This is a genomic window from Kushneria sp. Sum13 (assembly GCF_052692355.1).
Map to the genome: position 1 here is coordinate 655,978 of NZ_CP199847.1, position 22,960 is coordinate 678,937.

The 22,960-nt window shown below is 59.3% G+C and carries 19 protein-coding genes; 16 read left to right on the top strand and 3 right to left on the bottom strand.

Going from position 1 to position 22,960, the window contains the following annotated elements:
* Position 1 precedes the first annotated feature (1 nt).
* From ACUN8C_RS03165 to map, 3 genes are all read right to left on the bottom strand, one after another.
* Positions 2 to 346 carry an ArsC/Spx/MgsR family protein gene (locus ACUN8C_RS03165; RefSeq protein WP_445620859.1) on the bottom strand — a complete coding sequence of 115 codons (345 nt, stop codon included), beginning with the start codon at positions 344 to 346 and terminating at the stop codon, positions 2 to 4.
* A 93-nt stretch (positions 347 to 439) separates the two neighbouring features.
* Positions 440 to 3,139 (bottom strand): [protein-PII] uridylyltransferase, encoded by a 2,700-nt coding sequence (locus ACUN8C_RS03170; RefSeq protein ID WP_445620860.1) that lies wholly within the window; start codon positions 3,137 to 3,139, stop codon positions 440 to 442.
* Positions 3,140 to 3,225: 86 nt separating this feature from the next.
* Entirely contained in the window at positions 3,226 to 4,014 is a 789-nt protein-coding gene (gene map / locus ACUN8C_RS03175; RefSeq protein WP_445620861.1) for a type I methionyl aminopeptidase, read from the bottom strand.
* A gap of 303 nt (positions 4,015 to 4,317) precedes the next feature.
* On the opposite strand from map, the gene rpsB reads away from it, so the two are divergent.
* From rpsB to dnaE, 16 genes are all read left to right on the top strand, one after another.
* Entirely contained in the window at positions 4,318 to 5,052 is a 735-nt protein-coding gene (rpsB, locus tag ACUN8C_RS03180; protein ID WP_086620646.1) for a 30S ribosomal protein S2, read from the top strand.
* Between the two features lie 211 nt (positions 5,053 to 5,263).
* Complete coding sequence (tsf, locus tag ACUN8C_RS03185) at positions 5,264 to 6,133, top strand: translation elongation factor Ts (RefSeq protein ID WP_445620862.1); 870 nt, start codon at positions 5,264 to 5,266, stop codon at positions 6,131 to 6,133.
* Between the two features lie 161 nt (positions 6,134 to 6,294).
* A complete protein-coding gene (gene pyrH / locus ACUN8C_RS03190) occupies positions 6,295 to 7,047 on the top strand; it encodes a UMP kinase (RefSeq protein ID WP_108842996.1) in 753 nt (250 codons plus the stop codon).
* A gap of 16 nt (positions 7,048 to 7,063) precedes the next feature.
* Entirely contained in the window at positions 7,064 to 7,621 is a 558-nt protein-coding gene (frr, locus tag ACUN8C_RS03195) for a ribosome recycling factor (RefSeq protein WP_445620863.1), read from the top strand.
* Positions 7,622 to 7,684: 63 nt separating this feature from the next.
* A complete protein-coding gene (gene uppS / locus ACUN8C_RS03200; RefSeq protein ID WP_445620864.1) occupies positions 7,685 to 8,428 on the top strand; it encodes a polyprenyl diphosphate synthase in 744 nt (247 codons plus the stop codon).
* Positions 8,421 to 9,218, top strand: coding sequence for a phosphatidate cytidylyltransferase (locus tag ACUN8C_RS03205; RefSeq protein ID WP_445620865.1), 798 nt, complete (start codon positions 8,421 to 8,423; stop codon positions 9,216 to 9,218). Before uppS ends, ACUN8C_RS03205 begins: the two co-directional genes overlap by 8 nt.
* 108 nt (positions 9,219 to 9,326) lie before the next feature.
* Entirely contained in the window at positions 9,327 to 10,517 is a 1,191-nt protein-coding gene (gene ispC, locus ACUN8C_RS03210; RefSeq protein ID WP_445620866.1) for a 1-deoxy-D-xylulose-5-phosphate reductoisomerase, read from the top strand.
* A 2-nt stretch (positions 10,518 to 10,519) separates the two neighbouring features.
* Positions 10,520 to 11,869, top strand: a complete 1,350-nt coding sequence (gene rseP / locus ACUN8C_RS03215) for a sigma E protease regulator RseP (protein ID WP_445620867.1) — start codon at positions 10,520 to 10,522, stop codon at positions 11,867 to 11,869.
* A gap of 301 nt (positions 11,870 to 12,170) precedes the next feature.
* On the top strand, positions 12,171 to 14,504 hold the full coding sequence (gene bamA, locus ACUN8C_RS03220; RefSeq protein WP_445620868.1) for an outer membrane protein assembly factor BamA: 2,334 nt from the start codon (positions 12,171 to 12,173) through the stop codon (positions 14,502 to 14,504).
* A 46-nt stretch (positions 14,505 to 14,550) separates the two neighbouring features.
* Positions 14,551 to 15,057 carry an OmpH family outer membrane protein gene (locus ACUN8C_RS03225; protein ID WP_445620869.1) on the top strand — a complete coding sequence of 169 codons (507 nt, stop codon included), beginning with the start codon at positions 14,551 to 14,553 and terminating at the stop codon, positions 15,055 to 15,057.
* A 22-nt stretch (positions 15,058 to 15,079) separates the two neighbouring features.
* Entirely contained in the window at positions 15,080 to 16,120 is a 1,041-nt protein-coding gene (gene lpxD, locus ACUN8C_RS03230) for a UDP-3-O-(3-hydroxymyristoyl)glucosamine N-acyltransferase (RefSeq protein WP_445620870.1), read from the top strand.
* A 137-nt stretch (positions 16,121 to 16,257) separates the two neighbouring features.
* On the top strand, positions 16,258 to 16,701 hold the full coding sequence (gene fabZ / locus ACUN8C_RS03235; RefSeq protein WP_445620871.1) for a 3-hydroxyacyl-ACP dehydratase FabZ: 444 nt from the start codon (positions 16,258 to 16,260) through the stop codon (positions 16,699 to 16,701).
* Positions 16,698 to 17,468: an acyl-ACP--UDP-N-acetylglucosamine O-acyltransferase gene (gene lpxA, locus ACUN8C_RS03240; protein WP_445620872.1), complete on the top strand. Its 771-nt coding sequence runs from the start codon at positions 16,698 to 16,700 to the stop codon at positions 17,466 to 17,468. Before fabZ ends, lpxA begins: the two co-directional genes overlap by 4 nt.
* Positions 17,469 to 17,499: 31 nt before the next feature.
* Complete coding sequence (gene lpxB, locus ACUN8C_RS03245; RefSeq protein WP_445620873.1) at positions 17,500 to 18,630, top strand: lipid-A-disaccharide synthase; 1,131 nt, start codon at positions 17,500 to 17,502, stop codon at positions 18,628 to 18,630.
* 33 nt (positions 18,631 to 18,663) lie between these two features.
* Positions 18,664 to 19,296, top strand: a complete 633-nt coding sequence (gene rnhB / locus ACUN8C_RS03250) for a ribonuclease HII (protein ID WP_445620874.1) — start codon at positions 18,664 to 18,666, stop codon at positions 19,294 to 19,296.
* A 143-nt stretch (positions 19,297 to 19,439) separates the two neighbouring features.
* Entirely contained in the window at positions 19,440 to 22,952 is a 3,513-nt protein-coding gene (dnaE, locus tag ACUN8C_RS03255; protein ID WP_445620875.1) for a DNA polymerase III subunit alpha, read from the top strand.
* The last annotated feature ends 8 nt before the right edge of the window (positions 22,953 to 22,960 follow it).

Here is a 22,960-nt window from a genome sequence, read left to right on the forward strand (position 1 = left end):
GTCAGGCGGGCCAGTCGTCGACGGCCTTGCCCACCAGCACCTGGGTGCCGGTATCAAGTACCGGACGCTGGATCAGGCTGGGGTGGGCCTTGATCAGTGCCACGGCGCGCGTCTGATCCAGATCAAGACGCTCGGCATCATCCAGCCCTCGCCAGGTCGTGCTACGACGGTTAAGCAGCGTGGACCAGTCGACATGGGCCATAAAATGCTGAAGGGCCTCTTCCAGTCCGCCCTGGTCGGCCAGGCGACGCAGGTCGATCATCTCGACCTTTTGACCACTGGCTTCGAGCCGGTGGCGGGCGCGACGGCAGCGGTCACAGTTGGATAGGCCGTAAAGCTTCAACATGGGAAATCTCTTGTGACGCATTGGGCGGCGATTATAGGCGCCCGGCGTGGCGCGGCTCAAATCGGGAAAAATGCTGCTGTCGATGGTTCGCGCCTATCCGGGCGTTGCAATACCGGCCTCGGCATCGAGTACGTGGCACAAGCGATCACTCAGTGCTTTCTGAAGCTCGGGGTCGGTCAGCGGATTGCCGTTGGTGTCGGTAATAAAGAACACGTCCTCGACCCGTTCTCCAAGCGTGGCGATCTTGGCGCCGGACAGGGCAATATCAAAGCTCATGAAAATCTGCCCGACATGGGCCAGAAGCCCGGGCCTGTCAGCAGCGATCAGCTCCAGTACCGTGCGCTGATTGGCCTCATCCTGTTCGATGAGTACCCGGGTGGGGACCCGAAAATGCTTGAGCTGGCGCGACGTATGACGCTTGACGATGCGCGGGTAGTCGTCCGGGTCATCGAGCTCTTCGATCAGATGCGCCTGAATTTGCTTGAGCCGGGCCGGGTCGCGAATGGCATGACCGTCGTCGTCGAGCAGGATAAAGGTATTGAGCGTCCAGTCGTTGCTCGAGGTGGCAATGCGCGCGTCGTGGATGGACAGGTCCAGCTGATCGATGGCCGCGGCGGTGGCGGCAAACAGATTGTTGACCGAACGGGTGTGGATAAAGACCTTGGTGCCCCCATCGGTCATGTCCTCGGTCGGGGCGCTGATCAGAATCAGCGGCATGACGTCCACACCGGCCTGCAGAATGCCCTGGGTATGCCAGACAATCTCACTGGCGCTGTACTGCAGGAAGTAGTCATCGCCCAGCGTTTTCCAGAGCACATCCACGGCCTGACATTCGCCGCCCATGCACTGGGTCAGGGCGCGGGCCTCTTCGCGTGTCTCCTCGATCCACTCCTGACGGTCCATCGGGTTTTCAAGCCCGCGACGCAGTACGCGACGCGTTTCACCGTGCAGCTGTCTGAGCAGTGCTGCGCGCCAGCTGTTCCAGAGCGTGGGGTTGGTGGCGTTGATGTCGGCCACGGTCAGCAGGTAGAGGTAGTCGAGGTGCACTTCATCGTGAACGATGGCGGCAAATTCACGGATCACTTCCGGGTCGCTGATATCGCGCTTTTGCGCGGTCGTGGACATCAAAAGGTGATGCTCGATCAGCCAGCTGACCAGATGCGTATCGCGACGCGGCACTCCGTGGCGATTGCAAAACCCCTGAACGTCACGGGCGCCCAGCCTGGAGTGATCGCCGCCGCGGCCCTTGGCAATATCATGGTAAAGCCCTGCGATCCACAGAAGCTCAAGCTTGGGCACGCGCGCGATCAGGGCGGCGCACAGCGGATACTCCTCGCGGCCTTCGCGGGTACGAAAGCGCTGGATGACGTCCAGCACACGAAGGGTGTGGGCATCCACCGTGTAGATATGGAAAAGGTCATGCTGCATCAGGCCGATGATGTGGCCAAAGCGGGGCAGATACTTGCCCAGAATCCCATAGCGCGCCATGCGACCCAGCTCGCGGGCCACCATGCCACCACCGCGTAACAGCTCCAGAAACAAGCTGCGATTGCGCAGGTCGGCTCGAAAACCGTTGTCGATCAGATGGCGATGATCCCGAATGGCGCGAATGGTGGCAGCACGCACGCCTTCAATATCAGGGTGCTGGGCCAGCAGCACGAACATTTCGATCAGAGCAGAAGGGCGGCGCTTGAACACATGAGGGCTGCGAATACGCAGATACCGTCCATCCAGTTCAAAGCGGTTATTAAGAGGTACGACCTCCGGCTGCTGATCGTGCTGAAGGGTATTTTCCTCGAAGTTCTGGATCAGCATGTCGTTGAGCTCGACCAGCGCTGTCACCACGCGATAGTAACGGCGCATGAACTCTTCCACCCCCAGTCGCTCCGGCGTGTCCTGGTAGCCGAACAGGGTGGCGATGGTGCGCTGATGATCGAACAAAAGCCGATCCTCGGCGCGTTCGCTGATCATGTGCAGGGCGTAGCGCACCTGCCAGAGAAAGGCCCGGCTCTGACTGGCGATGCGCATGTCGGCATCTGTCATGAAGCCGCGCTGCATCAACACTTCGATGATGTTGGTGCCGAAATGACGCTTGGCGATCCAGGTCACCGTCTGAATGTCGCGAAGACCGCCAGGTGAGCTTTTGATGTTGGGCTCGAGATGATGCTCGGAGTTGTTGAAGCGCTGGTGACGCGCCTTTTGTTCGGCAAGCTTGGCCTGGAAAAAGGCTTCACTGTTCCAGGTGTCCAGCTGGTCCAGGCGCTGGCGCATCTGCGCCAGAAGCGGTTCAAAACCGGCCACTCGCCGCGTTTCCAGCAGATTGGTAATGACGGTAACGTCATCGCGTGCCTCGCGCTCGCAGTCCGTGAGAGAGCGCACGCTATGGCCGATATCAAGGCCGATGTCCCAGAGCATTGTGATAAAGGCGGTCAGCGACGCCCGGTAGGGCGTGTCGTCATCGCCTTCCAGCAGGATCATCAGGTCAATGTCGGAGTGCGGGTGCAGCTCCCCGCGGCCGTAGCCGCCCACGGCGATCAGGGCGATGCCGTCATCACACCAGTCAAGACGCGACCATAACAGCGCCAGCAGCTGATCGATGCACCAGGCCCTGCCAAACACCAGATCACGAATGTCTGCCCCGTTTTTGAACCGCTCGTCCAGGCGGCTGCGGATCTCGGCCAGTACCTCCCGAATGGCGCCGATGGGGGAGGTATCCCGGTCAAGACGCGCTTTCAGGGCGTCAATGTCGATCAGGGTGGTGTCCGGCGTGAACCGGTAATGGTGCAGCAGCATGGGCGGTGACCGTAGTAGGCAGTGAGCGGCAGCGTCCGCCACGGGCCTGCCACTGGCAGGCCGAAGAGGGCAGGAGGGTGATCGGATCAGTCTGTCAGAAACCCGAGGTCCTCGTCATGGCGGACGGTGGTGGCTTCCACGCCATCAGCGGTGATGATCAGGGTGTGCTCCCACTGAGCGGAGAGACTCTTGTCGCGGGTCACGGCCGTCCAGCCATCCCGGAGTACCCGGGTCTGCCAGTCGCCGGCATTGATCATCGGCTCGACGGTCAGGCACATGCCTTCCTTGAGCTCGGCATCATTATGCTCGTTATAGCCGTCGTAGTGCAGCACCTGCGGGTCTTCATGAAAGCTGCGTCCGATGCCGTGACCGCAGAAGTCACGAACCACGCTATAGCCGTTTTCCGTGGCGTGCGCCTCGATGGCGCGTCCGATGTCGGACAGCCAGACCCCGGGGCGCATGATCTTCATGGCCTCGTACAGGCACTCCTGAGCTACGCGGGACAGGCGTTCGCCCTTGATGTTGTCGCCGACGATAAACATGCGACTGGTGTCGCCGTAATAGCCATCCTTGATGATGGTGACATCGATATTGAAGATGTCGCCCTTTTTAAGCTTCTTGCCGAAGTCCGGGATGCCGTGACACACCACATGATTGAGCGAGATGCAGGTGGCGTGCTGGTAGCCGTGGTAACCGATGGTGGCCGAGATCGAGTCGATCTCGTTTTCGATGTAGTGATGGCACAGACGGTCGATTTCGCCGGTGGAAATGCCCGGGCGAATGTGGGCCTCGATCATCTCCAGCACGCTGGCGGCCAGGCGGCCTGCGGTGCGCAGCTTGTCGATATCTTCGGCAGTATGGATGGGGATGTTCATGGCGACTCGTGGTAAGCGAAATGGGAAGCCGTGCGACAATGCAGGGTCGATATTGTCCCTGAAAGCGGGGCAGTGACAGCAAGGTTCGGCTTCATCTTGACAGCATTATATGGTATAAAGCCGCGCGTTTTCCTGCAATCGATGTCCGGGTATGACAGACTTGTATCGTGGACAGGCGATCAGGAAAAGCGTCTGAACCATTACCACAGAGACCACACATGTACCGACACATGGTCCCGGGTGCCGTGAAAACGGTCGGACCCATGGGGTACGTGGAGGCTTAACCCGATACTCAGGAGAGTCATCATGTCAGTCAATATGCGTGACCTGCTCAAGGCAGGTGCCCACTTCGGTCACCAGACCCGTTACTGGAACCCGAAGATGAGCAAATACATCTTCGGCGCTCGTAACAAGATTCACATCATCAACCTCGAACATACGCTGCCGGCGCTGAACGAAGCCGTCTCCGTGGTTGAGCGTCTGTCTGCCAACAACAACAAGATCATGTTTGTTGGTACCAAGCGCGCTGCGGCCAAGATCATCGCCGAGGAAGCGACTCGCGTAGGCCAGCCCTTCGTGAACCATCGCTGGCTGGGCGGGATGCTGACGAACTTCAAGACCATTCGTCAGTCCATCAAGCGCCTGCGCGAACTCGAAGCCATGCATGAAGACGGCACCTTCGAGAAGCTGACCAAGAAGGAAGTCCTGATGGCCACGCGCGAGCAGGAAAAGCTCGAGCGCTCCATCGGTGGTATCAAGGACATGGGCGGCCTGCCGGACGTCATGTTCGTGGTTGACGTCGATCACGAACGTATCGCGATCAACGAAGCCAACAAGCTGGGCATTCCGGTCATCGGCGTTGTGGATTCCAACTCTGATCCGGACGGTGTTGACTACATCATCCCGGGCAACGACGACTCCATCCGTGCCATCCAGATCTACGTTCAGGCGATTGCCAATGCCTGTGCCAAGTCGAAGGAAGGCAGCGGCGACGAGTTTGTTGAAGTCGACGAAGCAGCCGAAGCGGCTTCCGAGTAATGTCACCCGCACCGGCGCGTGTCTGCTGCCGGTGTCTGTGAATGACAGTGTACAAAGGGGGCTTACGGGCCCCCTTTTTTGAGACAATAAACAGCGTCGACCGCAGCGTCAGACCCTATGTCTTGACACTGTCCTTTTGTAACACTACCGATTTTTCTTCCCGTTCCGGTGTCTCCGGAACCGAATACATGATTCAACAGAGGTTCATGACATGGCAGCTATCAGCGCATCTCTGGTCAAGGAACTACGCGAGCGCACCGGGCTTGGCATGATGGAGTGCAAAAAGGCACTCTCTGAAGCCGATGGCAATATCGAAACTGCCATTGAAAACCTGCGCAAGAATGCAGGTCTGAAGTCCGCCAAGAAGGCTGGTCGTGTGGCCGCCGAAGGCGCCGTACTGACCCGCGTCAACGACAATGGCACTACTGCCGTGATGCTCGAAGTCAATTCCGAGACCGACTTCGTATCGCGTGATGACAACTTCAAGAACTTTGCCAATGAAGTGGTCAGCAAGGTAATGGATACTCGCAGCGAAGACATCACGGTCGTGATGGAAGGCGAGCTTGAAGATGCCCGCGCCCAGCTGGTTCAGAAAATCGGCGAAAACATCACGGTCCGTCGTGCAGCCGTTATCGAAGCGCCCGAAGGCGGCAGCGTTGGTGCCTACGTGCACGGTGATCGTATCGGCGCGGTTGTGGTGCTCAAGGGTGGCAATCAGGACGTCGCACGCGAGATCGCCATGCACGTGGCTGCGATCAACCCGTCGGTGTCGCATCCCGAGAACATGCCCCAGTCAGAGCTCGACAGCGAGAAGGCAATTATCCTTGCGCAGCCCGACATGGCCGGCAAGCCCGCTGAAATCGCCGAGAAAATGGTTCAGGGCCGTCTGAAGAAGTATCTTGCCGAGAACAGTCTGATCAATCAGCCTTTCGTCAAGGATCAGAATGTGACCGTGGCCGAATACGCCAAGCAGTCGGGCGCTGAAGTTGTTAGCTTTGTGCGCTTTGAAGTTGGCGAAGGTATCGAGAAGGAAGAAGTCGACTTCGCCAAGGAAGTCATGGAGCAGGCACGCCGCAGCTGATCGGGCATGTCGCTTCTGGTCTGTGACCGTTATCGATCGCAGGCGTTTTGAAGGCGTGCGTTCGCGCACGCCTTCGCGTATCTGCTCAGGCATGACATCTTCTGTCATGACCGGCAATACACATCACGTTTTCTCCCCTCGGGCCATCAGGAGGATGTCACATGCCCCCAAATACTGAACGTAGCGCCAAGTACAAGCGTATTCTGCTCAAGCTCTCGGGTGAGGCGCTGACGGGCGAACAGGACTTCGGTATTGATCCAAAGGTCCTGGATCGAATGGCGCTTGAAATCGGCCAGCTGGTGGGCATTGGTGTCCAGGTGGGTATCGTGGTCGGCGGTGGTAACCTGTTCCGCGGCGCGGCGCTTCATGCCGCCGGCATGGACAGGGTCACCGGTGATCACATGGGAATGCTGGCCACGGTCATGAATGCCCTGGCCATGCGTGATGCGCTGGAGCGTGCCAACATCCGCTCGCGCGTCATGTCTGCCATCCCCATGAGCGGTGTGGTCGAACACTATGATCGCCGCACGGCCATACGCTACCTGACCTCCGGTGATGTCGTGATTTTCTCGGCAGGCACCGGCAACCCCTTCTTTACTACTGATAGTGCTGCCTGCCTGCGGGGTATCGAGATCGATGCCAACGTGGTCATCAAGGCCACCAAGGTGGATGGTGTCTACGACAAGGACCCCGTCAAGCATCCCGATGCCGCCAAATATGATCGACTCAGCTACGATGATGTACTCGACCAGAAACTCGGCGTCATGGATTTGACCGCCATCTGTCTGGTACGTGACCATGACATGCCGGTTCGCGTCTTCGACATGACGCGCCACGGTGCGCTGCTGAATCTTGTCATGGGTGGTCGTGAAGGCACTATCGTCGATAACGGCCCGGTGGAACAAAAAGGCTGAGTAGAGGATTTATAAAGTGATCAACGAGATCCAGAAAGACGCCGAAAGCCGCATGCAGAAAAGCGTCGAATCGCTGCAGACGGCCTTTGGCAAGATCCGCACCGGTCGTGCACACCCCAGTATTCTTGATGCCGTGCGTGTCGAGTATTACGGTGCTGAAATGCCGCTGTCCCAGGTGGCCAATGTCAATGTCGAAGATGCTCGGACACTGTCAGTGGTGCCGTGGGAAAGGGCCATGGTGCCCAAGGTGGAAAAGGCCATCATGACCGCAGATCTTGGCCTGAACCCGTCGACGGCAGGTACGGTCATTCGTGTGCCGATGCCCGCGCTGACGGAAGAGACCCGCAAGGGGTATACGAAGCAGGCACGGACTGAAGCCGAGCATGCGCGTGTGGCCGTGCGCAATATCCGTCGCGATGCCAACGGTGATCTGAAATCCCTTCTCAAGCAGAAGGAAATTTCGGAAGATGAAGAGCGTCAGGGTCAGGACGGTATTCAAAAGCTGACCGACCGCTTTATTGCCGAGATCGACAAGTCGCTTGAGCACAAGGAAAGCGATCTGATGCAGGTCTGAGGTTCGGGCCCGAAACCATCCGATTCAGGGCACGGCGTGATGCCGTGCCTGCAGTGAGAAGTCATGACGCCTGACAAGTTTTCAAACATGCCCCGGCATGTGGCTATCATCATGGACGGCAACAATCGCTGGGCCAAGTCTCGTGGGCTTTCCGGCGTACGCGGTCACCATGCCGGGGTAGAGTCGGTCAGGGCCGTGATCAAGCGCGCTGCCGAGCATCATCTTGAAGCCATTACCCTGTTTGCCTTTTCCAGTGAGAACTGGAAACGTCCGGCACAGGAGGTCAGCGCTCTGATGGAGCTTTTCATCATGGCGCTCAAGCGTGAAGTGTCCCGACTGCATAAAAATGGCATTCGCCTTTGTATCGTTGGTGACCGCTCAAGGCTGTCCTCTTCGTTGAATCGAGCCATTGATCGTGCCGAGAATCTGACACGTCACAATCAGGGCCTGAAGTTGATTGTGGCCGTCAACTATGGCGGGCGCTGGGACATCGCCAGTGCCGCGCAGCGCCTGGCGCGTCAGGTAGAAGAGGGCCATCTCTCGGCGGATGCCATCGACGAGACCCTGTTTGAGCGCGAAATGGTATCGACCGGGATTCCGGAAGTGGATCTCTGTATCCGTACCAGCGGTGAACAGCGCATCAGTAATTTTATTCTCTGGCAGATGGCCTACGCAGAGTTTTATTTTTCACCGCTGTACTGGCCTGACTTTGGCGGCGACGCCTTTGACGAGGCATTGAGCGTTTATTCCGGTCGCAAGCGACGTTTCGGCATGACCGACGAACAAATCGAGGTTCAGGGTGCTTAAACAACGGGTGTTGACAGCGCTGGCCATTGGGCCCACGTCTCTGGTGCTTCTATTTGTGCTGGGGGGCGGCTGGTTTGCCACGTTCGTGGGCATACTGGTCGCAGCCTCTGCCTGGGAGTGGTCCAACCTTTCCGGGGGAGAGGCCTTTCGGGACCGTGCGCTGTTCACGGTTACGCTGATCGCCCTGATGGCACTGGGCTGGTCCTCTGGCGCTGCGCTGCATACCTGGCCCTTGTGGATTGCGCTGGCCGGCTGGCTGCTCTGTCTCTACTGGGTCATCAGCTACCCTGACAACGTTGATCAATGGCAAAGCCGTGGCGTGCGCTATGCCATGGGCCTCTGGGTGCTGTTGCCCTGCTGGGTCGCCCTGTTGCTGCTGCGTGAGTCACCGGTATGGCTTTTGTATGTGCTGTTGCTGGTCTGGGGCGCCGACATTTCGGCCTATTTTGCCGGGCGTGCCTTTGGCAATCGCAAGCTGGCCCCCAGTGTCAGTCCGGGCAAGTCCTGGGCCGGCGTTTATGGCGCACTGGGAGGCACGGTCGTTCTGGCGCTGCTCATGGCGCTGTGGCAGAGCATGGGCCTTGGCCAGACGCTGGTGCTGGTGATTATCAGTGCCATCGTGACTGCCGCATCGGTACTGGGCGATCTCAACGAGAGCATGCTCAAGCGCTACCGCGGCATCAAGGACTCCGGCAATCTCCTGCCGGGACATGGCGGGGTGCTGGACAGAATCGACAGCCTGACCGCGGCCATCCCCATTTTTGCCCTGCTGGCGCCCTGGATCGGTTAAGTGCTGCCAGCATGCGGTTTTGTGGCCTGTTGCCGATGATCATGATTGAATCGGCTCGGGCCACGCATTTTATGCCTCCCACCCGTTTCAGCTTTCAGGATCTCTTTCATGCAGACTGTCACCCTGCTGGGGGCCACCGGCTCGATTGGTACCAGTGCCCTTGATGTCATCGAACGCCATCCTGACCGCTATCGTCTCCATGCGCTGACCGCGCATTCAAGCGTTGAAAAACTTCTGTCACTGTGTCTAAAACATCAGCCCGAGCATGCCGTGCTGGGCAGTGAGGAAGACGCTGATCAACTCGAGGCGGCGCTGAAGGGGCATGGGATGTCCACCCGGGTCAGCTGGGGTGAGCAGGCGCTTTGCGAGGTGGCCGGCCAGGCAGGCGTCGTGATCGCCGGTATCGTTGGGGCGGCCGGGCTGATGCCAACGCTTGCGGCTGTGCGCGCCGGGCGGCGTGTTCTGCTGGCCAACAAGGAAGCGCTGGTGATGAGTGGGGCGCTGTTCATGCGCGAAGTGGCCCGCTCCGGCGCGGTATTGCTGCCACTGGATTCCGAACACAACGCCATTTTTCAATGCCTGCCGCGCGAGCATCGTGGCGGGCTTGATCGTCATGGCATTACCCAGCTGCTGCTGACCGCGTCAGGTGGCCCCTTTCGGGACCATGATCGCGAGGCGCTGGCGAAGGTGACGCCGGATCAGGCCTGCGCGCATCCCAACTGGTCCATGGGACGCAAGATCTCCGTGGACAGTGCCACCCTGATGAACAAGGGGCTTGAGCTGATCGAGGCCTGCTGGCTGTTCGATGCCACCCCGGATCAGATTGACGTGGTCGTGCATCCACAAAGCGTCATTCACTCCATGGCAGCCTACAGCGATGGTTCGGTGCTGGCCCAGATGGGCAATCCGGATATGCGAACGCCCATTGCTCATGCGCTGGCCTGGCCCGAGCGCATCGATGCCGGCGTCAGGCCGCTGGATCTTTTTGCCGTGGCTCGCCTTGATTTTCAAACCCCCGATCTTGAGCGTTTTCCCTGCCTGAGACTGGCCCGTGAGGCCATGATGGCCGGAGGGACGACGCCTGCCGTTCTCAATGCCGCCAACGAGATTGCCGTGGATGCCTTTTTGGCCGGCAGTATCGGCTTTACCGATATTCCGGTCGTGGTCGAAACCGTCATGGGGCGCATCGAGCGTCGCAGTGCCGATGAGCTTGACGTGATTCTGGCTCAGGATCGTCTGGCCCGTCATGTGGCGCAGGACGTGATTGATGCATTGGCCACGACAGCGGCCGAGGGATAGCCATGGGAATCCTGCAAAACATCCTTGCGGTCATCGTGGTTCTGGGGCTTCTGATTACGGTGCATGAGTTTGGCCACTTCTGGGTGGCGCGCCGCTGTGGCATTCGGGTGCTGCGGTTTTCGGTCGGGTTTGGCAAGCCGCTGGTCTCCCGGGTTGATCGTCATGGCACTGAATTTGCTCTGGCCGCTATCCCATTGGGCGGCTACGTCAAGATGCTCGATGAGCGCGAAGGCCCGGTTGATCCTTCCGAACAGCATCTGGCCTTTAATCGTCAGCACGTGCTCAAGCGCATTGCCGTGGTGGTTGCGGGCCCTCTGGCCAATTTTATTCTGGCGGTGGTGGCCTACTGGGTCATGTTCATGGCGGGGACGAGTGCCATTGTGCCCATGGTGGGCAAGGTCACTCCGGATTCCCCTGCTGCGCGTGGCGGGCTGCAAAACGGGCAGGAAATCGTCTCGGTTCAGGGGCGGCAGACACCGGACTGGAACGACGTCAATCTGGCGCTGGTGGCTGAAATAGGTGCCAGTGGTCATCTTGAGATCTCCACAAAAGACAAACAGGGACGCCTTGAAACGCATCAGCTGCCGGTTGAGCGTTTCATGGTGCGTCAGGACCCGCCCGAGCCTCTGGGCACCCTTGGGTTTGCGCCCTGGCGCCCCGTGGTTGCGCCAGTCATTGGGCAGGTTCTCGACGACAGTCCGGCGGCGCAGGGCGGTCTTCAGCCGGGAGATCGCATCAGGTCGGTGGCGGGGCAGCCCATATCGACCTGGGAGGCACTGGTATCGCACGTGCAGGCCGCTGCCGATACGCCGCTGGCACTGCGTATAGAACGCGATGGTCGTGACATGACGATCACGGTCACACCCGAAGGGCGTGAGCAGGATGGCGTCACCACTGGTTTCATGGGGGCCGGCGTCGGCAGTGTCAGCTGGCCCGAGGAGTATCAGCGCACCCTGTCCTGGGGGCCGCTGGGCGCCATGGGTCAGGCGTTGTCGCGCACCGGTGAGATGACGTCTCTGACCGTTGGGTCCATTGGCAAGATGATCACGGGACTGATTTCACCATCCAACCTGTCGGGGCCGATCACGATTGCGCGAGTGGCAGGAGATTCGGCCCGGTCTGGCCTCGAAACCTTCATCAGTTTTCTGGCCTATCTCTCCATCAGTCTGGGCGTATTGAACCTGTTGCCGGTACCGGTACTGGATGGTGGGCATCTGGTGTATTACGTCATTGAGCTGGTGCGTGGCCGGCCGGTTTCAGAGCGTGTGCAGGCATTCGGACTTCGTATTGGCATGGCGCTGATCGCCTCACTGATGCTGATGGCCTTTTATTTTGACATCATGCGTCTTTGACGGCTTTTGGCATGATGGCCGGGGTCGTTGGCCTCGCGATTATTACAAATTCTGTACCGAGGCCATGACGTCCACGCTTGTCAGGGTGGTGGGGTTGTGTATAAGGTGCCTGTTCCCGTCGGGGTGGTTGATGGCTACTGCTGGCGTATCTGGGGTGTCATACTGGCCTTCCCGCTCGGAGCATCGATGTCGATAAGCGAAACGGTTTCCTTTTTGTTGGACCCTGTCAGGGCATTGGCATGAACCTTGAGCAAAAGCGGGCCCCGAGTGGGCGGAATTCTGTAACAAGCGAAATGACGGCATGAAGATTAAAGCTACAGGTTGGGCGGTGTTGTTAATGGGCGCCTCCCAGGCGGCGTTTGCCGTGTCCTTCGAGGTTTCCGATATTCGCGTGGAAGGGTTGCAGCGTGTTTCTGCGGGGACCGTGTTCAACGCGTTACCCATTTCCGCCCACGATACGGTCAGCGACGAATCGATTTCCAATGCCGGCAAGGCACTGTTTCGCACCGGCCTTTTTGATGATGTTCAGCTGGGGCGGGACGGCGATGTTCTGGTGGTTGATGTCGATGAGCGTCCCTCCATTGCCAGCATCAATATCAAGGGCAACTCCAAGATCCCCGAGGATCAGCTCAAAAAGGGTTTGAGCGATGCAGGCCTGTCCGAAGGGCAGGTGCTTCAGCGTTCAACGCTTGAAGAGATGCAGCGTGAGCTGGAGCGGGTCTATCAGGGACAGGGACGTTACAGCGCCAGCATCTCGACGTCGGTGCACGAGCTTGATCAAAACCGCGTGCAGGTTGATATCGATATCAACGAAGGCAACGTGGCGCGCATCAAGCAGATCAACATTGTGGGTAACCACGATTTTGATGACGATACCCTTCAGCAACAGTTCGAGCTGGAAGACCGCCCGGGCTGGTTCTTTGGCTGGTTCTCTGCCGATCAGTATTCTCGCGAACAGCTTCAGGGCGATCTGGATCGCCTGCGCTCGTGGTATCTGGATCGGGGCTATGTCAATTTCTCCATCGATTCGACCCAGGTCTCGATCAGCCCGGACAAGTCCTCGATCTATGTCACGGTCAACATCGATGAAGGCAAGCGCTATCGCTTTGGCGATATCAACTTTGCCGGCAATATCGAAATGGGCGATGACAAGGCCCGTAGCCTGGTGCAGGCCAAAAGCGGCGAGATCTTTTCCCAGTCGGATCTGACGGCGTCTTCCGAGGCGCTTCGCAAGGCACTTGGTGCGCAGGGCTTTGCCTTTGCCCGCATCGAGGCCGTACCCAATATTCATGACAACGATGACCGGGTCGATGTGACCTTCAACGTTGACCCGGGTCGTCGTGCCTATGTTCGGCGCGTCAATTTCCGGGGTAATACGACCACCTCCGATGAAGTCCTGCGTCGCGAGATGACCCAGCTCGAGGGCGCGCCTGCCTCGACCGATGCCATCAGTGACTCTCAGGCGCGTCTCGAGCGCCTGGGATTTTTCAAGCAGGTGGAGGTCAATACCCAGCCGGTTGCCGATACACCCGATCAGCTGGACGTCACCTACAACGTCGAAGAGCAGCCTTCGGGCAGTATTTCGGCCAGTCTTGGTTTTGCCCAGTCCGAAGGCATCATCTATGGTGCTTCCCTGTCCCAGCGTAACTTCCTGGGCACGGGCAATCGTGTGGACATCGGTGCGCAGACCAGCAAGTACTACCAGAATCTGCGGTTCAGCTATACCGACCCCTACTGGACGCTGGATGGCATCTCGCGCGGTTACAACCTCTACTATCGGTCCACCGATTATGAGGACTCCGATATTTCGACCTATTCCACCGATGCCTTTGGCGGTGGCGTGAATTTCGGCTATCCGATCAGTGACCTGTCGCGTCTGAACTTTGGCGTCAATCTTGAAAGCCTGCATGTCGATGATTACGACGATTCTCCTTCTGAAATCGTTCAGTTCATCAATGACGAAGGCAAGGATTTCAATACCTACAGCCTGACTGCAGGCTGGACGCGCAATAACCTTAACCGTGGCATTCTGCCCACGGCCGGTAGTTATCAGAACGCTTCCATTGAAACGGCCGGCGGCGACGCGCAGTTCTACAAGCTGCGCTATCAGGGACAGAAGCTGTTCCCGATCAAGACCGAAGAGTGGGCGCTCAAATTCCGTTCGGAGCTGGGTTACGCCAACAGCTTCGGCGGCACCGATAACATGCCGTTTTACGAAAACTTCTATTCCGGTGGTCTGGGTTCCGTGCGCGGTTTTCGCAGCAATACGCTGGGGCAGCGCACCACCGAGCGCAATGATGGTGACGACGATACACTCGGCGGCAATATCCTGATGGAAGGGTCTGCCGAGCTGATCTTCCCGACGCCCTTTATCGAGGATCATCGTCAGGTTCAGACGTCCTTTTTCATTGATGCCGGTAATACCTTCCTGAGTGATTGCTACCCCGTCGAGTCAGGGCGTACTTCCGATTGCAGCTCCGGTATTGATCTGGGTGACCTTCGCTATAGCGCAGGCCTGGGTCTTTCCTGGCTGACGCCGGTGGGCCCGCTGACCTTCTCGGTAGCACGTCCCATCAATAAAAAGGATGACGACGACACCCAGTTCTTCCAGTTTTCGCTGGGCCAGACCTTCTGATCATTGGCCATTGCGTTACAATGATACGAATTTCAGGAGTTAAGTAATGCGTAAGTGGATGCTGGCTCTGGCGATGACCGGAGCGCTTGGAACGACGGCAGGGGCTGCACAGGCCAATGAAGTGGCGGTACTGGACTGGCAGCAGGCACTGCTGGAGACCAGTTCGGCGCAGCAATCGATGAACCAGCTCAAAAATCAGCTGGGCAGTCAGCAGCAGCAGGTCAAGGCGCTGGGAGAGGAAGTTCAAAAGCTTCAGCAGCGTCTGCAAAGCGATGGTGACGTCATGTCCGACAGCGAGCGGCAGGGCGTCATGAAGCAACTGCGTCAGAAGGGCGGTCAGTTTCAGCAACAGCGGGGTCAGCTTGAACAGAAGCGGGCTCAGCAGGAGCAGGCCTTCCTGAAACAGGCACGTCCCAAGCTGGATCGCGCCATCGAACAGGTGGTCAAGCGTCACAATGTGGATGTGCTGGTCGATCGTAACAGCGTGATCTATGCAGGTGATGCGCTGGACCTGACACAGGAAGTGACCAAAACCTTCAACTCGCTCAACTGAAGGCGCGCGTCGCTCCACCAAGATGACAAGATATTCAAGTCAAGGCTTTACACTCGCCGATCTCGCTCAGCGCCTGGGTGCCACCCTTCACGGGGATGGCACCGTACGTGTTGATGGGCTGTCGACGCTTCAGGATGCCGGCACCACCGACATTGCCTTTCTGGCCAATCGTGCCTATCTGAAGGATCTGGCCGGCACGCGTGCTGCGGCTGTCATGCTGCATCCCGATCTGGTCGACCAGTGCCCGGTTCCGGCGCTGGCCATCGACAATCCCTATCTGGGCTATGCGCACCTGTCTCGCTGTTTCGCTCCGGTTCTGCCCAGTCAGCAGGGCGGTATCCACCCCACGGCCGTGATTGATGACAGTGCCCGACTGGGAAGCGATGTCACGGTGGCGGCGCATGCGGTCGTCGGCGCCGGCGCAACCCTGGGGGATCGGGTCACCATCGGTGCCAATAGCGTCATAGGCGACTACTGTACGGTGGGTGACGACAGCCTGATTCATCCATCTGTCACGCTGTATCATGGCGTCATCGTTGGCGCCCGGGCCATCCTCCACGCCGGTGCCGTTATCGGTGGCGACGGGTTCGGATTTGCCCATGATGGTAGCCGCTGGCACAAGATCGAACAGCTCGGTGGTGTCATTATCGGTGACGATGTTGAGGTGGGCAGCTGCACCAGCATTGATCGCGGCGCGCTCGATGACACGGTGATCGGGCACAACGTCAAGATCGACTCCCAGGTGCAGATTGCGCATAACGTTCACATCGGTGACCACAGTGCGCTGGCCGGCTGTGTCGGTATTGCAGGCTCGACCCACGTCGGCCGTCACTGTCAGCTCGGTGGCGGGGTCGGCCTTGCCGGCCATCTGACACTGTGTGACGGTGTCAATGTGACCGGCATGAGTCTTGTCACCAATTCCATCGAAAAGCCCGGTGTCTACTCCTCCGGGACTGGCTCGATGCCCAATGCGCTGTGGCGCAAGAACGCCGTGCGCTTCAAGCAGCTGGATCAGCTGGCCAGAAGAATTACCCGTCTTGAACGCCAGAACGAGGGTGAATAAGCACCCCTCGGGTTGCTGGTGCAACCGGTTTTCCATTGTCGCCTCGGCGGCAAACATCATAGTGGTTGGCCATGCGGCCGCCAGTCACATGCCTGCCGGATCGGCAGGCATTTCGTTATGTCAGAGGTTGTAAGCCCATGGTCATGGATATCAACGAGATCCAGGAATATCTCCCCCATCGTTACCCGTTTTTGCTCGTGGATCGTGTTAACGCGCTGGAGCTGGGCGAATGCATTACGGCCTGCAAAAACGTCAGCTACAACGAGCCCTTCTTTCAGGGGCACTTTCCCGGCCATCCCATCATGCCGGGTGTGCTGATCATTGAGGCGCTGGCTCAGGCCGCCGGTATTCTCGGTTTCAAGACGGTCGACAAGCGACCCGCCGATGGCTACATCTATTATTATGTCGGCAGTGATAATGTTCGCCTCAAGCGTCCGGTTTTCCCGGGCGACCAGCTGACGCTGGAAGCGCGCATGCTCAAGGCGCGTCGCGGTATCTGGAAATTTTCCTGCCGTGCGCACGTCGCCGGCGAAGTGGTCTGTGAAGCCGATATCATCTGTGCCGAGAGGAAAGTCTCTTGATTCATCCATCTGCCATCATCGATCCTGCTGCGCGGCTGGCTGACGATGTCGAGGTCGGCCCGTTCAGCGTGATCGGTGCCGATGTCGAGATCGGCGCCGGAAGCGTCATCGGGCCGCATGTGGTGGTCAGAGGGCCCACCACGATGGGGTGCAACAATCGCGTCTATCAGTTCGCGACCATCGGTGAAGACTGTCAGGACAAGAAGTATCGGGGCGAGGTCACTCGTCTCGAGATCGGTGACAACAACATCTTCCGTGAAGGGGTCACCGTTCATCGAGGCACCGTTCAGGACCAGGGCGTCACCCGTATCGGTAGCGGCGGTCTGTTCATGGCCTATGCCCATGTTGCCCACGACTGCGTGCTGGGTGACAACGTGATTTTGGCCAATCAGGCCACGCTCGGCGGTCATGTCCATATCGGCGACAACGTGATTCTGGGCGGCCTTTCTGCCGTTCACCAGTTCTGCCATGTCGGTACCTACGCCATGTGCGGCGGTGGTTCCATCATCACCAAGGATATCGCCGCCTTTGTCATGGTGACCGGCAATCCGGCCGCCACGCACGGGCTCAACGCCGAGGGTATCAAGCGCCGCGGCTTTGACAGTGAGGTGATCAGCGAATTGCGTCGGGCCTACAAGCTGGTGTTTCGCAGTCAGAAGACGCTGGCTCAGGCCCTGGAAGTGCTGGATCAGCAGGATAATCGCAGTGCCTGGCTCAATGTCTTCATCGATTCACTGAGAAGCTCATCGCGAGGCCTGACGCGCTAATGGCGCAAGCCATTCGCCGGAGAGAATCACGATGCGCGTTTTCCTGGTAGCCGGTGAACTCTCGGGCGATATCCTGGGGGCGACACTGATGCGTGAGCTCAAGCGTCATCATGGCGATGTGAGCTTTCGTGGCATTGGCGGTCCGCGGATGATCGATGAGGGGCTGGATAGTCTCTATCCGCTGGAGACGCTCTCCATCATGGGGCTCGTCGAGGTGCTCAAACATCTCCCGAGACTGGTTGGTGTGCGCCGACATTTAAGGCGCGAGGCGCAGGCCTGGCCTGCCGATATCATGATCGGGATCGATGCACCGGATTTCAATCTGGGCCTGGAAGCGCAGCTCCGGGCACAGGGCATGACCACGGCGCACTATGTCAGCCCGTCGGTCTGGGCCTGGCGGCAGGGTCGGGTCAAAAAGATCCGCCGCGCCGTCGACATGATGCTGACCTTCCTGCCCTTTGAGGCTGAATTTTACGAGCGTCACGACGTTCCCGTCCGCTTTGTGGGCCACCCGCTGGCGGAAGAACTGCCTCTGGAAAATGACCGCCATCAGGCGCGTCGGGCGCTGGGGCTTGATGACGATGCCCGCGTGCTGGCCGTATTGCCGGGATCACGCAGTAGTGAGATCGGTTTCATGACGCCAGTCTTTCTCGAGGCGATTCGGCTATTGAGGCAGCGTTTGCCCGAGCTTGAGGTCGTCATGCCTGCTGCCTCACCGGCAAGGCGTGAAGAGTTGCTGGGCCATGGTGTCATTGATGAAGGCATCACCATCGTGGAGGGTCGGGCGTGGGAGGTCATGACGGCCGCCGATGCGGTGCTTTTGACCTCAGGGACGTCAGCCCTTGAGGCCATGCTCTGCCATCGTCCCATGGTGGTGGCCTATCGCATGGCGCCCATGACCTGGCAGATTGCTCGTCGTCTGGTCAAAACGCGCTGGATCTCCCTGCCCAATCTGATCGCGCAGGAGACTCTGGTGCCCGAACTGATTCAGGATGACGCCACGGGCGAGGCCATTGCCGCGGCGCTGGCGCCCATGCTAGAAAACGATATTGAGGCCCGTGCGTTGAGCGCACGATTTGTCGACATGCACCGAGCGCTTCAGCGCGGTGCCAGTGCGCGGGCCGCCAAGGCCATCGTTGAACTGATGGCTCGTCCACACTGAGCCGATCACTCCTGTACAACAGCGCAGCAGAACATGAACTTTATTCCCGAAATCATGACTTCAAATGCCGAGCATCCGCCGCTGGTCATTCCCTACCAGGGCTGGCGGCTGGCAGGCGTTGATGAAGTGGGTCGCGGCCCCTTGATCGGCACCGTGGTGGCCTGCGCCGTGATCCTTGATCCCGAGCGCCCCATTGAAGGGCTGATGGATTCCAAGAAGCTGACGCCTGCACGCCGCGAGCGCCTTGATCGCCAGATTCGAGAGCAGGCCATGGCGGTCTCGCTGGGGGAGGCCACCTCCGGTGAAATCGACACGCTCAATATTCATCATGCCACCCACCTGGCCATGCGCCGCGCCATTGATGGCCTGTCGATCACGCCGGAATACCTGCTTGTCGACGGCAATCGTTTGCCCGGACATCACTTGCCCGGTCAGGCCGTCGTCAAGGGCGATGGTCGGGTCGCGGCCATTGCGGCGGCCTCGATTGTGGCCAAGGTGGCACGTGATGCCCAGATGCAGGCGCTGGATGCCCGCCATCCCGAATACGGCTTTGCTGCCCACAAGGGGTACCCGACCCGCGCCCATCTTGAGGCGCTGGCGCGGCTTGGCCCGCTGCCCGAGCACCGGCGCTCCTTTCGACCGGTCAGGGTACTTCTGCCGGGCTGATGCCCGCAGAAAAATCCCTGCTCTCTTGCCGGGCCACTGGTTCGGCAGCGCTGTTCATCGGTACCATGGCATGGCCTTTCCGATGTTCCCCTGATGTCCTTCGTTGACTGATGCCATCCGTTGACCATAGCGAGCCTGCACCCATGACCACGCCCTTTGTACATTTGCGACTGCACAGTGAATATTCGCTGACTGACGGGCTGATCCGGCTCAAGGCGCTGACGCAGAAGGCGGTTGAGGTCGGTCAGCCGGCACTGGCCGTCACCGATGAGACCAACCTGTTCGGGCTGGTCAAGATCTACAAACAGGCGCAGGCCGCGGGGCTCAAGGCGATCGTGGGCAGCGATGTCTGGCTGTATAACGCTCAGGATCCGGCGCATCCCTATCGCCTGACGCTGCTGGCCATGAATCAGGCCGGTTATCTCAATCTGACCGAGCTGATCTCGCGGGCCTGGCAGCATGGCCAGCAGCAGGGGCGAGCCTATCTGCACAAGGAATGGATTTTTGAGCAAAGTGAGGGGCTGATCGCACTCTCGGGGGCACGTGAAGGCGAAATTGGCCGCTATCTGCTGCACGGACATGCCGAGACGGCCCGTGAGCTGCTTACCGAGTGGCAGCGCTTTTTCCCCGACCGCTTCTATCTGGAGCTGCAGCGCACTTCGCGTGAAAACGATGAGGAGTGCCTGCATCTGAGCGTGCAGCTTGCCATGGAGACCGGGACGCCGGTCGTGGCGACCAACGATGTACGCTTTTTGTCTCGCGAGGACTACTGGGCGCACGAGACCCGGGTGTCGATTGCCGAGGGCAAGGCGCTGGATGATCCGCGCCGGGAAACGCGCTACACCGAGGAGCAGTACTTCAAGACGCCCGAGGAGATGGCAGAACTTTTCGTCGATATCCCCGAGGCGCTGGAAAACAGCGTCCATATTGCGTCGCGCTGCAGCGTCAATATGCGGCTGGGCGAAATCTTTTTGCCCGAGTATCCGGTACCGGAAGGCCAGACCATGGAGGAGTTTTTCTGTGAACTCTCCCATGCCGGCCTGAGCCGACGTCTGGATCTGCTATTTGGGGGCGAGCGGCCCATCTATCCGGGACGCTCCCGCGAAGAGCACGAACCCGAATATCGCAAGCGACTGGATTTCGAGCTCAATATCATCAATCAGATGGGCTTTCCCGGCTACTTTCTGATCGTGATGGACTTCATTCGCTGGGCGAAGCAGAACGACGTGCCGGTGGGGCCCGGGCGTGGCTCTGGTGCGGGGTCGCTGGTGGCCTACGCGCTCGAGATCACCGACCTCGACCCGCTTGAATACGACCTGCTGTTCGAACGCTTTCTGAACCCCGAACGTGTCTCCATGCCCGACTTTGACGTCGACTTCTGCATGGAAAAGCGTGACCGGGTCATCGACTACGTGGCCGATCGCTACGGCCGCAACGCCGTGTCCCAGATCGTCACCTTCGGCACCATGGCGGCGAAGGCCGTGGTGCGTGACGTGGCGCGTGCTCAGGGCAAGCCCTATTCGCTGGGTGACAAGCTCTCCAAGCTCATTCCGTTTGAGGTCGGCATGACGCTTGCCAAGGCACACGAGCAGGAAAGTGCGCTGCGTGAATTTCTGGACGTCGACGAGGATGCTCAGGAAATCTGGGACATGGCGCGCCGACTCGAAGGCATTACTCGCGGTACGGGCAAGCACGCCGGGGGGGTCGTGATTGCGCCTACCAGCCTGACCGACTTCTCACCGCTGCTGTGCGATGAGGATGGCAGTGGCCTGATGGTGCAGTACGACAAGAACGACATCGAGGAGGCCGGACTGGTCAAGTTCGACTTCCTGGGGCTACGTACGCTGACCATCATCGACTGGGCGCTCGAGATGGTGGATACGGTACGAGCACGAGAAGGGAAGGGGGCGCTGGATATTGCCACCATCCCGCTTGATGACAAGCCGACCTTCGACATGCTGAAAAAGGCCGAGACCACGGCGGTGTTCCAGCTGGAATCGCGCGGCATGAAGGAGCTGATCAAGCGCCTGCAGCCGGATTCGCTGGAAGACATGATCGCCCTGGTGGCGCTTTTTCGCCCGGGCCCGTTGCAGTCGGGCATGGTGGATGACTTCATCAACCGAAAGCACGGCCGTGCCGAGCTTGCCTATCCCCATCCGGACTATCAGCATGAGCTGCTCAAGACGGTTCTGGAGCCCACCTACGGCATCATCCTTTACCAGGAACAGGTAATGCAGATTGCCCAGGTGCTGGCCGGCTATAGCCTGGGGCAGGCCGACATGCTGCGTCGTGCCATGGGCAAGAAAAAGCCCGAGGAGATGGCCAAGCAGCGCGCCGGTTTCATGGAAGGGTGCGCCAATAACGGCATCAATGCCGATCTGGCGGGTAACCTTTTTGATCTGGTAGAGAAGTTTGCCGGTTACGGCTTCAACAAGTCGCACTCGGCAGCCTACGGTCTGGTGTCTTATCAGACGGCCTGGCTCAAGGCGCACTACCCGGGCCCCTTCATGGCCGCGGTGATCTCGACCGAAATGGACAACCTGGACAAGGTGGTGCCGTTGATCGAGGAGTGCCGGCGCATGGGGCTGAACGTGACCCCACCGGACGTCAACATCGGCAGCTACCGCTTCAGCGTCAACGAGCAGGGGCACGTGGTTTACGGGCTGGGTGCCATTCGCGGCGTGGGTGAAGGCCCGATTGGCGCTATTGTCGAGGCGCGTGAGGCGGGCGGACCGTATCGTGATCTCTTTGATTTCTGCCGCCGCATCGATGGCAAGCGCATGAACAAGCGCACGCTGGAGGCGCTGATCCGCTCGGGGGCGCTGGATCATCTGGGGCCGTCGCGCGCGGTTCTGTTCTCGGCGCTGGAAGATGCTCTGCGGGCAGCCTCGCAGAGTCAGAACAATGCCAGCATCGGCATGGTGGACATGTTTGGTGAGGCGTTCGTTTGTGAAAATGAAGAAGAGACGCTGGATGTCTACAGCGATCATCGCGGCGTGCGCCACTGGAGCGACCGTGACCGTCTGGCCGGCGAGAAGGATACGCTGGGGCTTTATCTGACCGGTCATCCGATCGATGAATATGAAAACGAACTCAAGCGCTTTGTCTCGACCCGTATTGTCGATCTAAAGCCTGCCCGCGAACTCCAGCGTGTGGCCGGCCTGATCGTGGCCATGCGTACCATGAAGTCAAAGCGGGGCGATACCATCGCCTTTGTTACCCTCGATGACCGTACCAGCCGTATCGAGGCCTCCCTTTTTGGCGAGCTCTATGATCAGGTGCGCCAGCATCTGGCAGCCGATCGGGTCGTGATTCTGGAAGGCGAGGTTAGCCTGGACGACTATTCCGGCGGGCTGCGTCTACGCGCCAAGGAGGTCACCCCCATGGTCGAGGCTCGCGCCCGCTTTGGAGAGGCGATTGAAATCAGTATCGATGCCGAGCGCATCAATGGACGCTTCAGCCGCACGCTCATGGATCGCCTGACGCCCCATCTGAACCAGGAAGGGCTGCCCATTCGGCTTCAATATCGCAACAGCCACGCCGGCGGTTGTCTCGAGTTCGATCCGCAGTGGCGGGTCCTGCCCTGTGACGAGCTGATTACCGGGCTGCAGGAGGGTGTGGAGGGCCATCCGGAGGTCAGACTCTGCTACCGCTGACGCTCTGG

Bases quoted from the DNA above. Each gene is read 5' to 3' on its own strand.
- ACUN8C_RS03165 (WP_445620859.1), bottom strand. From the start codon at position 346: ATGTTGAAGCTTTACGGCCTATCCAACTGTGACCGCTGCCGTCGCGCC.
- ACUN8C_RS03170 (WP_445620860.1), bottom strand. From the start codon at position 3,139: ATGCTGCTGCACCATTACCGGTTCACGCCGGACACCACCCTGATCGAC.
- map (WP_445620861.1), bottom strand. From the start codon at position 4,014: ATGAACATCCCCATCCATACTGCCGAAGATATCGACAAGCTGCGCACC.
- tsf (WP_445620862.1), top strand. From the start codon at position 5,264: ATGGCAGCTATCAGCGCATCTCTGGTCAAGGAACTACGCGAGCGCACC.
- pyrH (WP_108842996.1), top strand. From the start codon at position 6,295: ATGCCCCCAAATACTGAACGTAGCGCCAAGTACAAGCGTATTCTGCTC.
- uppS (WP_445620864.1), top strand. From the start codon at position 7,685: ATGACGCCTGACAAGTTTTCAAACATGCCCCGGCATGTGGCTATCATC.
- ispC (WP_445620866.1), top strand. From the start codon at position 9,327: ATGCAGACTGTCACCCTGCTGGGGGCCACCGGCTCGATTGGTACCAGT.
- rseP (WP_445620867.1), top strand. From the start codon at position 10,520: ATGGGAATCCTGCAAAACATCCTTGCGGTCATCGTGGTTCTGGGGCTT.
- bamA (WP_445620868.1), top strand. From the start codon at position 12,171: ATGAAGATTAAAGCTACAGGTTGGGCGGTGTTGTTAATGGGCGCCTCC.
- ACUN8C_RS03225 (WP_445620869.1), top strand. From the start codon at position 14,551: ATGCGTAAGTGGATGCTGGCTCTGGCGATGACCGGAGCGCTTGGAACG.
- lpxD (WP_445620870.1), top strand. From the start codon at position 15,080: ATGACAAGATATTCAAGTCAAGGCTTTACACTCGCCGATCTCGCTCAG.
- fabZ (WP_445620871.1), top strand. From the start codon at position 16,258: ATGGTCATGGATATCAACGAGATCCAGGAATATCTCCCCCATCGTTAC.
- lpxB (WP_445620873.1), top strand. From the start codon at position 17,500: ATGCGCGTTTTCCTGGTAGCCGGTGAACTCTCGGGCGATATCCTGGGG.
- rnhB (WP_445620874.1), top strand. From the start codon at position 18,664: ATGAACTTTATTCCCGAAATCATGACTTCAAATGCCGAGCATCCGCCG.
- dnaE (WP_445620875.1), top strand. From the start codon at position 19,440: ATGACCACGCCCTTTGTACATTTGCGACTGCACAGTGAATATTCGCTG.